The sequence below is a fragment of the Clostridium sp. CM028 genome (assembly GCF_030585565.1).
Lineage (GTDB): Bacteria > Bacillota > Clostridia > Clostridiales > Clostridiaceae > Clostridium_AD > Clostridium_AD estertheticum_B.
The window spans coordinates 2,252,295-2,266,627 of record NZ_CP077766.1 but is presented as its reverse complement, the minus strand read 5'-3'; the positions used below and the strand labels follow the sequence as shown (position 1 = coordinate 2,266,627).

Annotated in this window: 4 protein-coding genes, 2 tRNA genes and 5 rRNA genes; 8 read left to right on the top strand and 3 right to left on the bottom strand. The window is 40.7% G+C overall.

Annotation, left to right across the window (positions count from 1 at the left end; translation table 11 throughout):
- The first annotated feature begins 280 nt into the window (after positions 1–280).
- A 23S ribosomal RNA gene (locus tag KTC94_RS10540) occupies positions 281–3,206 on the top strand.
- Between the two features lie 133 nt (positions 3,207–3,339).
- A 5S ribosomal RNA gene (gene rrf, locus KTC94_RS10535) occupies positions 3,340–3,456 on the top strand.
- A gap of 144 nt (positions 3,457–3,600) precedes the next feature.
- Here the strand turns inward: rrf (KTC94_RS10535) and KTC94_RS10530 are convergent.
- Both KTC94_RS10530 and KTC94_RS10525 read right to left on the bottom strand, forming a co-directional pair.
- Positions 3,601–5,061: an IS1182 family transposase gene (locus tag KTC94_RS10530; protein WP_220287894.1), complete on the bottom strand. Its 1,461-nt coding sequence runs from the start codon at positions 5,059–5,061 to the stop codon at positions 3,601–3,603.
- A 198-nt stretch (positions 5,062–5,259) separates the two neighbouring features.
- Positions 5,260–5,991: an NAD-dependent protein deacylase gene (locus KTC94_RS10525; protein WP_216304651.1), complete on the bottom strand. Its 732-nt coding sequence runs from the start codon at positions 5,989–5,991 to the stop codon at positions 5,260–5,262.
- A 549-nt stretch (positions 5,992–6,540) separates the two neighbouring features.
- On the opposite strand from KTC94_RS10525, the gene KTC94_RS10520 reads away from it, so the two are divergent.
- From KTC94_RS10520 to KTC94_RS10495, 6 genes are all read left to right on the top strand, one after another.
- Positions 6,541–8,058, top strand: a 16S ribosomal RNA gene (locus tag KTC94_RS10520).
- A 292-nt stretch (positions 8,059–8,350) separates the two neighbouring features.
- Positions 8,351–11,288, top strand: a 23S ribosomal RNA gene (locus KTC94_RS10515).
- 116 nt (positions 11,289–11,404) lie between these two features.
- Positions 11,405–11,521, top strand: a 5S ribosomal RNA gene (gene rrf / locus KTC94_RS10510).
- Together the 16S, 23S and 5S rRNA genes with 2 tRNA genes alongside form the textbook arrangement of a ribosomal RNA operon.
- Positions 11,522–11,526: 5 nt before the next feature.
- A tRNA-Phe gene (locus KTC94_RS10505) sits at positions 11,527–11,602 on the top strand.
- A 6-nt stretch (positions 11,603–11,608) separates the two neighbouring features.
- Positions 11,609–11,683, top strand: a tRNA-Cys gene (locus tag KTC94_RS10500).
- Positions 11,684–12,145: 462 nt separating this feature from the next.
- Positions 12,146–12,646 (top strand): hypothetical protein, encoded by a 501-nt coding sequence (locus KTC94_RS10495; RefSeq protein WP_165414588.1) that lies wholly within the window; start codon positions 12,146–12,148, stop codon positions 12,644–12,646.
- Between the two features lie 421 nt (positions 12,647–13,067).
- Here KTC94_RS10495 and KTC94_RS10490 read toward each other — a convergent pair whose 3' ends face one another.
- Complete coding sequence (locus KTC94_RS10490; protein ID WP_220320310.1) at positions 13,068–14,213, bottom strand: M20 family peptidase; 1,146 nt, start codon at positions 14,211–14,213, stop codon at positions 13,068–13,070.
- Between the last annotated feature and the right edge of the window lie 120 nt (positions 14,214–14,333).

Genomic DNA, 14,333 nt, shown 5'->3' with positions numbered 1-14,333 from the left:
TGTATTGACTTCGGTCGATGCAATAGAAGAATATTAATTTGTTCTTCAAAAATATCTATTGTAATTAATCGTACCTAGTTCTCTGTTTAATTTTGAGAGACTAATTTTATCTAACTCTTAGGAGTTAGATAATGAATAGTTTTTCTTAAAATGTTCTTTGAAAATTGCACAGTGAAAAAAGTTGTTTTAAAAAAATTAAAACTACGCAAGTAGTTTATAAATTAATTTAATACAATTTCGCAAAATTAATATAACCGTCTATGTAAATAGACAGAATCAAGGTCAAGCTACAAAGGGCGCATGGCGAATGCCTTGGCACTAGGAGCCGAAGAAGGACGCGTTAAGCTGCGATAAGCTTTGGGTAGGCGCAAATAGCCTGTGATCCAAAGATTTCCGAATGGGGGAACCCACATAGTAACAACTATGTACTGCATACTGAATAAATAGGTATGCAGAGGTAGACCCGGGGAACTGAAACATCTAAGTACCCGGAGGAAGAGAAAGAAACATCGATTTCCTAAGTAGCGGCGAGCGAAAGGGAAAGAGCCCAAACCCAGGTCTTTGATCTGGGGGTTGAGGATAGATCATAAATACTGCAATTCCTTAATTGAAGATAGCTGGAAAGCTGCTCCGCAGAAGGTAATAGGCCTGTAAATGAAAAGGAAAAACAGTCAGATCTAATCCAGAGTACCACGAGACACGTGAAACCTTGTGGGAAGCTGGGAGGACCACCTCCCAAGGCTAAATACTACCTAGTGACCGATAGTGAAGAAGTACCGTGAGGGAAAGGTGAAAAGAACCCCGGAAGGGGAGTGAAATAGAACCTGAAACCGTGTGCCTACAACCGGTCGAAGCACTTTATATGTGTGACGGCGTGCTTTTTGTAGAACGAGCCAACGAGTTACGATATGTAGCAAGGTTAAGTACTTAAGGTACGGAGCCGAAGGGAAACCAAGTCTGAATAGGGCGCATAGTTGCATGTCGTAGACCCGAAACCGGGTGACCTATCCATGGCCAGGATGAAGCGGAAGTAAAATTCCGTGGAGGTCCGAACCACGTTGGTGTTGAAAAACCATGGGATGAGCTGTGGATAGCGGAGAAATTCCAATCGAACTCGGAGATAGCTGGTTCTCCTCGAAATAGCTTTAGGGCTAGCGTCGATTAATTGAGTAATGGAGGTAGAGCACTGAATGGGCTAGGGGCTGACAACAGTTACTGAACCCTATCAAACTCCGAATGCCATATACTTTTATTTCGGCAGTCAGACTGCGAATGATAAGATCCGTAGTCAAAAGGGAAACAGCCCAGACCATCAGCTAAGGTCCCAAAGTGTAAGTTAAGTGGAAAAGGATGTGGGATTTCTAAGACAACTAGGATGTTGGCTCAGAAGCAGCCACTCATTTAAAGAGTGCGTAATAGCTCACTAGTCAAGAGATCCTGCGCCGAAGATGTCCGGGGCTAAAACTTACCACCGAAGCTATGGGTGTACACAATTGTGTACGCGGTAGAGGAGCTTTCTGTACTGGCTGAAGTCATACCGTAAGGAGTGGTGGACGGTACAGAAGTGAGAATGTTGGCATGAGTAGCGAGAGTTAAGTGAGAATCTTAACGGTCGAAAACCTAAGGTTTCCTGAGGAAGGCTCGTCCTCTCAGGGTTAGTCGGGACCTAAGCCGAGGCCGAAAGGCGTAGGTGATGGACAATCGGTTGATATTCCGATACCACCAATGGACGTTATTAGAAATGGGATGACGCAGGAGGATAAGATGTGCACACTATTGGATGTGTGTCTAAGCATTTAGGCGGAGCAGACAGGCAAATCCGTTTGCTCTTAACGCTGAGATGTGATGGGGAAGGGAATTTATTCCTGAAGTATCTGATTCCACGCTGCCAAGAAAAGTCTCTATCGAGGATATTGGTGCCCGTACCGCAAACCGACACAGGTAGGTGAGGAGAGAATCCTAAGACCATCGGAAGAATTGTTGTTAAGGAACTCGGCAAATTGACCCCGTAACTTCGGGAGAAGGGGTGCCTACGTAAGTAGGTCGCAGAGAATAGGCCCAAGCAACTGTTTAGCAAAAACACAGGTCTCTGCTAAAGCGAAAGCTGATGTATAGGGGCTGACGCCTGCCCGGTGCTGGAAGGTTAAGGGGATTACTTAGCGCAAGCGAAGGTATGAACTTAAGCCCCAGTAAACGGCGGCCGTAACTATAACGGTCCTAAGGTAGCGAAATTCCTTGTCGGGTAAGTTCCGACCCGCACGAATGGCGTAATGATTTGGGCACTGTCTCAACAACACATCCGGCGAAATTGTAGTGCAAGTGAAGATGCTTGCTACCCGCGATTGGACGGAAAGACCCCGTAGAGCTTTACTGTAGCTTAGCATTGAATTTCGGTATTGTCTGTACAGGATAGGTGGGAGACTGAGAAACATGGGCGTCAGCCTGTGTGGAGTCATCCTTGGGATACCACCCTGACAGTACTGAGGTTCTAACTGGAGGCCATGAATCTGGTCACAGGACATTGTTAGGTGGGCAGTTTGACTGGGGCGGTCGCCTCCAAAAAAGTAACGGAGGCGCCCAAAGGTTCCCTCAGCGCGGTTGGAAATCGCGCGAAGAGTGCAAAGGCAGAAGGGAGCCTGACTGCGACACTTACAAGTGGAGCAGGGACGAAAGTCGGGCTTAGTGATCCGGTGGTACCTCGTGGGAGGGCCATCGCTCAACGGATAAAAGCTACCTCGGGGATAACAGGCTGATCTCCCCCAAGAGTCCACATCGACGGGGAGGTTTGGCACCTCGATGTCGGCTCGTCGCATCCTGGGGCTGAAGTAGGTCCCAAGGGTTGGGCTGTTCGCCCATTAAAGCGGCACGCGAGCTGGGTTCAGAACGTCGTGAGACAGTTCGGTCCCTATCCGTCGCGGGCGTAGGAAATTTGAAGGGAGCTGTCCTTAGTACGAGAGGACCGGGATGGACAAACCTCTGGTGCACCAGTTGTCACGCCAGTGGCATCGCTGGGTAGCTATGTTTGGAAGGGATAAACGCTGAAAGCATCTAAGCGTGAAGCCCACCCTGAGATGAGATTTCCCATAACTCGCACGTAAGTGCGGTGTTAGTAAGACTCCTGGAAGACCACCAGGTTGATAGGTTAGAGGTGTAAGCATGGTAACATGTTCAGCTGACTAATACTAATAAGTCGAGGGCTTGACCTAAATATATAATTAAAAGTAATGCGATATACTTCTTTCGCAGGAACTATTTCTTTCGTAAGAAAGAAACTAAGCTTCTGACAAAGGAAGAAGATTAATTCACTGTGCAATTTTCAGAGAATATTTATATTCTCAATCTGGTGATTATGGCATGAAGGTAACACCCGTTCCCATACCGAACACGAAGGTTAAGCTTCAATGCGCCGATGGTACTGCAGGGGTGACCTTGTGGAAGAGTAGGTTGTCGCCAGGTAAGAAAAAACCGCTAAGTTATACGAGGCCGCTGAAAAAAGCACTCTTTATTTAGTAGAGTTTTCAAGCTTGAATAGAAAAAGCATGAGATATCCATATTTGGGATATCTCATGCTTTTTATTTTATAATTAAGTTTTAAAAGCCCTATTTCATGCTTTTCAACTTAATTATTCTCTTTAGATTCACAGTGAAGATTGATAATGCACCTTGCATTTGCATGCTAATTAAGCCTGACGATATTGCTACATCATAGCTATGTTGGTGCTTAAGTTCACTGTTTTTAGCCTCTATCATATAACGTTCCCTAGCTCGTTTTTTAAAATATTCACTTTTTTCGAACTCTATTTGATCTTTGTGAGTATTTGACTTTATTGAAACTGAATAAGTTTTAGATTTAGCGCCTTCTTTATAACACCCATCTTTATGAACACAATTTTTACACTTTTCTACATTAAAATAGTAGGTTAGCACTTGATTTTTACCAACATTCTTCTTTCCCTGTTTTGCTTTTTTAATAGCCATATGACCTGCCGGACATACAAATAAACCAGCATCTTTATTAAACTCAAATTCATCTTCTTTTTTTCGCATTCCTTGTGAAATTACAGGATTTAGTCTTGAAATTAATGCAATTTTATTTTCTTTTGTATATTCTAGGTTTTTCTTTTCAGAATAAGCTGTATCTCCAATTACTTCATTTACATCTATACCAGCCTCACGGCTTTTTTCTATTAAGGTTATGAGCTCCTTTCCATCACTTTTTTCGCCAGTTGTAATAACAGCTGCTGTAATTAAACGTTCTTCACTCATAGCAAGGTGTGATTTATATCCAAAAAAAGAACTATCCTCAGTTTTATGCCCCACTTTTGCATCCTCATCTTTTGATATTTTTAGATTTTCTAAGTCATCATTAATAGCTTCCATTAAGTAGTTTAATTTAGTTTTCACAGCTGGATTTGCTGCAGTTTCTGGCTTCTCGTTTATGGTATCAATTAATAATTTGCAGTACTCAAGAATATCTTCAAGTACTCCAGTTGTAACTTTATTAGGTAACTCTTCTTTAATACCAGGATGTACTCCGTACAATGTTTTTCTTAAGTTTTTTGCACGTTTCAATAATTCCTCGCTTGCTGACTTTTGGTTATAACGTGACTTGGTATGCGTAGCATCAACTATTATTGCTTTACTTTTTAAAACCCCCTCTTTTATAGCAAGTTCTACAGTCTTGTTTATTAATAAATCCAATAAATTCATGTCTTTAAGGCGAAGCTTTCTAAATTTAGTTAGTGTACTTGAGTTTATTAAATTTGTTTCTTCTGGGGCTAAATTTAGAAAATATTTAAAGGACATGTCATAAAGAGTTCTTTCAACAACATCTTCATCAGACAATTCATATATTACTTTCAAAAGTAAATATTTAAATAGCATTATGGGGTTAATAGCACCTCTACCCATAGATGAACTATAGTTAATCATCAATTCGTCATAAACAAATGAAAAGTCAACAAGGTCATTAATTTGCTTTAAAATGTTATCTTTCGGAATAATTAACGAATATAAGCTATGGTATGTATTTATTTTTATTTCCAATTGTCCTTTTAGCATAATAGTTTAGCCCCTTTTATTTTATTCTACTATACTAATTCGACATATCTTTTAAAATTCCTTTTTGTTTTTTAGTCTTTTATATAAAAAAATCGCCATCTTTAATTAGATGACGATTTTTCATATAGTTTTTCAGTGGCCTCAGTTATACTTAGTGGTTTTTATTTGGTTAAAAAACTGAATTTATATTCGACTAAATTAAAATTTACATACTGTACTTAAAACTTTACCTATGCTATCATGAATTACTAAATTTGCTTGTTTGTCGTAAGGGGTAGAAGACTTGTTAATAAGAATTAAATTATTTCCTCTGAAATATTTTATAAGATTTGCAGCGGGATATACCACAAGAGAAGTGCCACCCACAATCAGTGTATCAGCAATACTTATCGATTTAATAGAGCTGTTTAAGACAGACATATCTAAACTTTCATCATAAAGAACTACATCTGGTTTAATAATACCACCACAGACATTACAGTTAGGAACTATGGTTTTACTATTTAACACATAATCTAAGTTAAAAAATTTATTGCATTTCATACAGTAATTTTTATGTATAGATCCATGAAGTTCGTATACAGTTTTGGATCCTGCCATTTGATGCAAACCATCAATATTTTGAGTGATTATAGCTTTTAATTTATTCTTTTCTTCTAGGGTAGATAATGCAATATGCGCATCATTGGGAATTGCATCTTCAAAAATCATGTTGGATTTATAAAATTTAAAAAAGTCCTCGGTATGATTTATAAAAAAAGAATGACTTAAAATAACTTCAGGAGGAAATTTCAAATCAGTTTCTATATTATATAGACCCTTTGCAGAACGGAAATCAGGAATACAACTTTCTGTAGATACGCCTGCACCTCCAAAAAAAACTATACTAGCAGTGTTTTTTATAATTGTTTTTAATAATCTATAGCACATAAGCTCAACTCCTTAACTATAGTATAACAGTCTAAAAAAGTTAGTTGTTGTTAATAAGAAAATAAAATATAATAGGAACTTCAAAATCTACAAATATAGTTAAAAAACTATATACTTATCCTAGTGTATCAATATGTGATATTATTAGAATTAATAGTGAATAGTGGAGAGAAATGAGAATAAATTGAATATATGAGCCATAATTCAAATATACGATTATTTTGTTGTGTTAAAATAATTCTTGTCGTCGAAAGAAAGTGATGATGTCGGGTTTGAGGATGTTAACATATAAAAAAGTGTTGACAAAATTAAAACTAAACAGTAAAATAGTAGAAGTCGTCACATGACGGTAGATACGAATAACAAATTGGTCTTTGAAAATTAAACAGAGAAATAGGTAAAGATAGCGAAATAATATTTCGTTAAACCAGTTAATTACTTTAGTATAAAGTAAAATTTAGTCGTAAGACTAAAAGTATGTAATGAGCTTGCGTAACAACTTAACAGTTGTCGCAGATTAATCATTTCAACTAAAAAAGTGTAAACTTTTAAATTGAGAGTTTGATCCTGGCTCAGGACGAACGCTGGCGGCGTGCCTAACACATGCAAGTCGAGCGATGAAACCTTTCGGGGTGGATTAGCGGCGGACGGGTGAGTAACACGTGGGTAACCTGCCTCAAAGAGGGGAATAGCCTCCCGAAAGGGAGATTAATACCGCATAATATGTTTTGGTCGCATGATCGAAACATCAAAGGATTTTTCTTCGGAAAATTCCACTTTGAGATGGACCCGCGGCGCATTAGCTAGTTGGTGAGGTAACGGCTCACCAAGGCGACGATGCGTAGCCGACCTGAGAGGGTGATCGGCCACATTGGAACTGAGACACGGTCCAGACTCCTACGGGAGGCAGCAGTGGGGAATATTGCGCAATGGGGGAAACCCTGACGCAGCAACGCCGCGTGAATGATGAAGGCCTTCGGGTTGTAAAGTTCTGTCTTCTGGGACGATAATGACGGTACCAGAGGAGGAAGCCACGGCTAACTACGTGCCAGCAGCCGCGGTAATACGTAGGTGGCAAGCGTTGTCCGGATTTACTGGGCGTAAAGGATGCGTAGGCGGACATTTAAGTCAGATGTGAAATACCCGAGCTTAACTTGGGTGCTGCATTTGAAACTGGGTGTCTAGAGTGCAGGAGAGGTAAGTGGAATTCCTAGTGTAGCGGTGAAATGCGTAGAGATTAGGAAGAACACCAGTGGCGAAGGCGACTTACTGGACTGTAACTGACGCTGAGGCATGAAAGCGTGGGGAGCAAACAGGATTAGATACCCTGGTAGTCCACGCCGTAAACGATGAATACTAGGTGTCGGGGGTCGAACCTCGGTGCCGCCGTTAACACATTAAGTATTCCGCCTGGGGAGTACGATCGCAAGATTAAAACTCAAAGGAATTGACGGGGGCCCGCACAAGCAGCGGAGCATGTGGTTTAATTCGAAGCAACGCGAAGAACCTTACCTAGACTTGACATCCCCTGCATAACCCAGAGATGGGCGAAGTCCTTCGGGACAGGGTGACAGGTGGTGCATGGTTGTCGTCAGCTCGTGTCGTGAGATGTTGGGTTAAGTCCCGCAACGAGCGCAACCCTTATCATTAGTTGCTACCATTAAGTTGAGCACTCTAGTGAGACTGCCCGGGTTAACCGGGAGGAAGGTGGGGATGACGTCAAATCATCATGCCCCTTATGTCTAGGGCTACACACGTGCTACAATGGTGAGTACAAAGAGATGCAAGACCGCAAGGTGGAGCCAAACTCAAAAACTCATCCCAGTTCGGATTGTAGGCTGCAACTCGCCTACATGAAGCCGGAGTTGCTAGTAATCGCGAATCAGCATGTCGCGGTGAATACGTTCCCGGGCCTTGTACACACCGCCCGTCACACCATGAGAGTTGGTAACACCCGAAGTCCGTGAGGTAACCGTAAGGAGCCAGCGGCCGAAGGTGGGATTGATGATTGGGGTGAAGTCGTAACAAGGTAGCCGTAGGAGAACCTGCGGCTGGATCACCTCCTTTCTAGGGAGTAGATGTATTGACTTCGGTCGATGCAATAGAAGAATATTAATTTGTTCTTCAAAAATATCTATTGTAATTAATCGTACCTAGTTCTCTGTTTAATTTTGAGAGACTAATTTTATCTAACTCTTAGGAGTTAGATAATGAATAGTTTTTCTTAAAATGTTCTTTGAAAATTGCACAGTGAAAAAAGTTGTTTTAAAAAAATTAAAACTACGCAAGTAGTTTATAAATTAATTTAATACAATTTCGCAAAATTAATATAACCGTCTATGTAAATAGACAGAATCAAGGTCAAGCTACAAAGGGCGCATGGCGAATGCCTTGGCACTAGGAGCCGAAGAAGGACGCGTTAAGCTGCGATAAGCTTTGGGTAGGCGCAAATAGCCTGTGATCCAAAGATTTCCGAATGGGGGAACCCACATAGTAACAACTATGTACTGCATACTGAATAAATAGGTATGCAGAGGTAGACCCGGGGAACTGAAACATCTAAGTACCCGGAGGAAGAGAAAGAAACATCGATTTCCTAAGTAGCGGCGAGCGAAAGGGAAAGAGCCCAAACCCAGGTCTTTGATCTGGGGGTTGAGGATAGATCATAAATACTGCAATTCCTTAATTGAAGATAGCTGGAAAGCTGCTCCGCAGAAGGTAATAGGCCTGTAAATGAAAAGGAAAAACAGTCAGATCTAATCCAGAGTACCACGAGACACGTGAAACCTTGTGGGAAGCTGGGAGGACCACCTCCCAAGGCTAAATACTACCTAGTGACCGATAGTGAAGAAGTACCGTGAGGGAAAGGTGAAAAGAACCCCGGAAGGGGAGTGAAATAGAACCTGAAACCGTGTGCCTACAACCGGTCGAAGCACTTTATATGTGTGACGGCGTGCTTTTTGTAGAACGAGCCAACGAGTTACGATATGTAGCAAGGTTAAGTACTTAAGGTACGGAGCCGAAGGGAAACCAAGTCTGAATAGGGCGCATAGTTGCATGTCGTAGACCCGAAACCGGGTGACCTATCCATGGCCAGGATGAAGCGGAAGTAAAATTCCGTGGAGGTCCGAACCACGTTGGTGTTGAAAAACCATGGGATGAGCTGTGGATAGCGGAGAAATTCCAATCGAACTCGGAGATAGCTGGTTCTCCTCGAAATAGCTTTAGGGCTAGCGTCGATTAATTGAGTAATGGAGGTAGAGCACTGAATGGGCTAGGGGCTGACAACAGTTACTGAACCCTATCAAACTCCGAATGCCATATACTTTTATTTCGGCAGTCAGACTGCGAATGATAAGATCCGTAGTCAAAAGGGAAACAGCCCAGACCATCAGCTAAGGTCCCAAAGTGTAAGTTAAGTGGAAAAGGATGTGGGATTTCTAAGACAACTAGGATGTTGGCTCAGAAGCAGCCACTCATTTAAAGAGTGCGTAATAGCTCACTAGTCAAGAGATCCTGCGCCGAAGATGTCCGGGGCTAAAACTTACCACCGAAGCTATGGGTGTACACAATTGTGTACGCGGTAGAGGAGCTTTCTGTACTGGCTGAAGTCATACCGTAAGGAGTGGTGGACGGTACAGAAGTGAGAATGTTGGCATGAGTAGCGAGAGTTAAGTGAGAATCTTAACGGTCGAAAACCTAAGGTTTCCTGAGGAAGGCTCGTCCTCTCAGGGTTAGTCGGGACCTAAGCCGAGGCCGAAAGGCGTAGGTGATGGACAATCGGTTGATATTCCGATACCACCAATGGACGTTATTAGAAATGGGATGACGCAGGAGGATAAGATGTGCACACTATTGGATGTGTGTCTAAGCATTTAGGCGGAGCAGACAGGCAAATCCGTTTGCTCTTAACGCTGAGATGTGATGGGGAAGGGAATTTATTCCTGAAGTATCTGATTCCACGCTGCCAAGAAAAGTCTCTATCGAGGATATTGGTGCCCGTACCGCAAACCGACACAGGTAGGTGAGGAGAGAATCCTAAGACCATCGGAAGAATTGTTGTTAAGGAACTCGGCAAATTGACCCCGTAACTTCGGGAGAAGGGGTGCCTACGTAAGTAGGTCGCAGAGAATAGGCCCAAGCAACTGTTTAGCAAAAACACAGGTCTCTGCTAAAGCGAAAGCTGATGTATAGGGGCTGACGCCTGCCCGGTGCTGGAAGGTTAAGGGGATTAGTTAGTCGGGAATTCGTTCCCGCCGAAGCTATGAACTTAAGCCCCAGTAAACGGCGGCCGTAACTATAACGGTCCTAAGGTAGCGAAATTCCTTGTCGGGTAAGTTCCGACCCGCACGAATGGCGTAATGATTTGGGCACTGTCTCAACAACACATCCGGCGAAATTGTAGTGCAAGTGAAGATGCTTGCTACCCGCGATTGGACGGAAAGACCCCGTAGAGCTTTACTGTAGCTTAGCATTGAATTTCGGTATTGTCTGTACAGGATAGGTGGGAGACTGAGAAACATGGGCGTCAGCCTGTGTGGAGTCATCCTTGGGATACCACCCTGACAGTACTGAGGTTCTAACTGGAGGCCATGAATCTGGTCACAGGACATTGTTAGGTGGGCAGTTTGACTGGGGCGGTCGCCTCCAAAAAAGTAACGGAGGCGCCCAAAGGTTCCCTCAGCGCGGTTGGAAATCGCGCGAAGAGTGCAAAGGCAGAAGGGAGCCTGACTGCGACACTTACAAGTGGAGCAGGGACGAAAGTCGGGCTTAGTGATCCGGTGGTACCTCGTGGGAGGGCCATCGCTCAACGGATAAAAGCTACCTCGGGGATAACAGGCTGATCTCCCCCAAGAGTCCACATCGACGGGGAGGTTTGGCACCTCGATGTCGGCTCGTCGCATCCTGGGGCTGAAGTAGGTCCCAAGGGTTGGGCTGTTCGCCCATTAAAGCGGCACGCGAGCTGGGTTCAGAACGTCGTGAGACAGTTCGGTCCCTATCCGTCGCGGGCGTAGGAAATTTGAAGGGAGCTGTCCTTAGTACGAGAGGACCGGGATGGACAAACCTCTGGTGCACCAGTTGTCACGCCAGTGGCATCGCTGGGTAGCTATGTTTGGAAGGGATAAACGCTGAAAGCATCTAAGCGTGAAGCCCACCCTGAGATGAGATTTCCCATAACTCGCACGTAAGTGCGGTGTTAGTAAGACTCCTGGAAGACCACCAGGTTGATAGGTTAGAGGTGTAAGCATGGTAACATGTTCAGCTGACTAATACTAATAAGTCGAGGGCTTGACCTAAATATATAATTAAAAGTAATGCGAAATACTTCTTTCGTAAGAAAGAAGCGAGGCTTTGAGCGTGAGCGAAAAGACTAATTCACTGTGCAATTTTCAGAGAATATTTATATTCTCAATCTGGTGATTATGGCATGAAGGTAACACCCGTTCCCATACCGAACACGAAGGTTAAGCTTCAATGCGCCGATGGTACTGCAGGGGTGACCTTGTGGAAGAGTAGGTTGTCGCCAGGTAATGTGGCTGGATAGCTCAGTCGGTAGAGCAGAGGACTGAAAATCCTCGTGTCCCTGGTTCGATTCCTGGTCTAGCCACCAAGTTATGGCGCTATAGCCAAGCGGTAAGGTCAAGGTCTGCAAAACCTTTATTCCCCGGTTCAAATCCGGGTGGCGCCTCCAAAACACTTTGTAAATATTACAAAGTGTTTTTTTTGTGGTGTGCCCAGCAGGCTTGTGGAGCCAATAGGCTGAGAAGGGTCTATCTAACCTAACTAACGGAGGGTTGTACAATAAATATTTGAACCTAATTACACGATGTCTACCTACTTCATTATTTGTTATAGTAAATGGTAAAGTTTTGCTTATTTTAGATATGCTCAGTTAATTTTTTAGTGGATATAAATAAATAAAATATCTATAACTTTTATTTAAATTAAGAAATATAGCGAAAAAGCTAGAAATACCTATATTGATACATATGGATTAGTATAAATAACATATATGGGCATATATTATGGTATACGCACTATAGGGAGCTTAGTACAAGTAGATTAATATATGAAATGCTAGTATAATCACATATGTTGGTCACAAAACTATTTATATCTAGTATTTTTAATTGATTTAGGGGGTCTGGCTTTTATGTATAAAGAGATGGTTCAAAGAAAAAAGTTTCCAGCTATAGTATTGTTATTTATTACATTAATTGTATTTATATGCTTATCAGACGTATTCACTAAAGTAAGTATAGGCAGAATAAATATTAAGACGTTTGTAACTATGTTCTTTAATACACTAATGATTGCTCTTTGCTATATGGAGTTTTCAAAATGTAAGGTTAAGTATAAGTATTCAATCGTAGCAGATCAATTCATTATCCATAAGATAAAAGGTGAAGAGGTTAAAATACTAGAAGATATTAAATTAAAGGATATAGATTATATTGGTAAATATAAAAACTACAGTGCAGGTGTTCATATTAGTAGCAGTAAAAAGTATATTTGTTCTACGTTTATTGGGAGTAAGTTTTGTTGTATATATAAAGTAGGAGATAACTTTAAAAAATTTTATTTTGAGCCTAGTGATGGGTTTATGAATAAAATTAAATTACTAAAAGAAAAAGCATATTTTAAAAATAAATAATAGATATATATAAGAAGTATAATTGAGTTATGATTATACTTCTTTTTTATATGTGCCAGGCAGGGAATTAACTAGGTTGTGAAAGTCCACTGTGTGGGTCTGTAGTTGCCGATCACTAGCTGAAGGAGGCCCTAGGTAGGGTTCCAACCTAAGGAATACGAATATTTAATGGATAATACTGTATTATTTGTAGAAAAAGAAACTATTTATTAAAGTAAAGGGTGAGAAAACAAAGGTAGACCGAGTATGGAAATTAAGTTTCTTGAGCTTTCATTTTATAGGTCCAAAGATTAAGTTAGGGTGTAGAATACATCCAAAATCTATTGCCAAGATGAGAAAGGGCTATTGGAGAATCTCCAACAGCCCAATTATGAGTCGCTCATTAACAAATGATACTTTAAAGAAACGTTTTAATTGCATATTATTTTAATTCAAGTCCAATTTCTTTTAATAACTCTTCTTTCTCAATAATATCGAGGCCTGTTAAGGCAAGAGCTTCTGCAGCTTTTATCATATTATTTTTACAAAAATCTGTTTGAGTTTCTAGAGCAAATGCAGGTGAGGGGCAACTCAACGAGGAATCTTCTGTAATAGATATGGATGGATATATGCATGGAGTAATATGACTTATAGAACCTATTCCCAGACCATATAGAGTATTTTTACAACAAGCAATATCGATGATGCCGCATTCTTTTAAGTTGTGTGTAAATATTCTTGATAAAGATTTATTTGTAAAAAGCTCTTGTGAAGGCAATTCAAATATGCTTATTTCTCCGGTTATATTCATTATTTGAGATAGTGATTGAATAAAGGTTACAATAGTTTTTTCTAGAGATTTAGCTTCTTTTAGGCTAGGAGCTTTTAAATAAAATTTGGCCTCTGATTCAGAAAATTCATTAATGCGCGAAGAGGCATTTTCTATAGAAATGCTATCAATAAAATACCTGTTGTGCAATCCTTTTAATAATTGACTTAATGTATTAAGTATAAATAAATAGGAATCCAAAGATGAAAGGTTACTAAGAGCTTCATTGTTATTATTAATAGTTTGGGTACATTTAAGTTTAAGTGGAATTGTAGCCATGGAGGTGCCGCTTTCCGCATTGCTTGTATCACAGTGAGGAGCAATAATAACATCCATATCATCAAAACATTTTTCCTTTGCTAAAGCTAATTCTGCGCCGTTTGTGTACTCGCCTGGGCATCCTAATAGAAGTACACTTCCACCGCTTTTAGATATTACTTTTGATAATCCTAATGCTGCCGCAATAGAAATGCTAGCATTCACGTTATTACCAAAAATATGACCTACATTTTCAGTAGACGTGTATTTGCATATATAGCATATCTTAGGGTGGCCATTTCCATATTGAGCATAAAAAGAAGTAGGAATATTACAATAATTTTCTTGTATTTCAAAACCATGAGCTTTTAACATATTTATTATGTAAGAATAACCTTTATACTCTTTATAACTCGTTTCTGGATTAGTATAAAGATAATTAGATAAATTGTGGATATCTTCTTTTATACTGCTTATATAACTTATAATTTCTTGTTTCATAGCCTTCGCTCCTTTCAAAATGTTCATACCTATTAACACATTTAGTATAACCAAAGGTACATAAATATATTGATAATAATAAATAATATTTTATAAGTTTAAATAATAATTTTATATAGC

Excerpts from the sequence above, each read along its gene's own strand:
- KTC94_RS10530 (WP_220287894.1), bottom strand. The coding sequence starts at position 5,061 with ATGCTAAAAGGACAATTGGAAATAAAAATAAATACATACCATAGCTTA.
- KTC94_RS10525 (WP_216304651.1), bottom strand. The coding sequence starts at position 5,991 with ATGTGCTATAGATTATTAAAAACAATTATAAAAAACACTGCTAGTATA.
- KTC94_RS10495 (WP_165414588.1), top strand. The coding sequence starts at position 12,146 with ATGTATAAAGAGATGGTTCAAAGAAAAAAGTTTCCAGCTATAGTATTG.
- KTC94_RS10490 (WP_220320310.1), bottom strand. The coding sequence starts at position 14,213 with ATGAAACAAGAAATTATAAGTTATATAAGCAGTATAAAAGAAGATATC.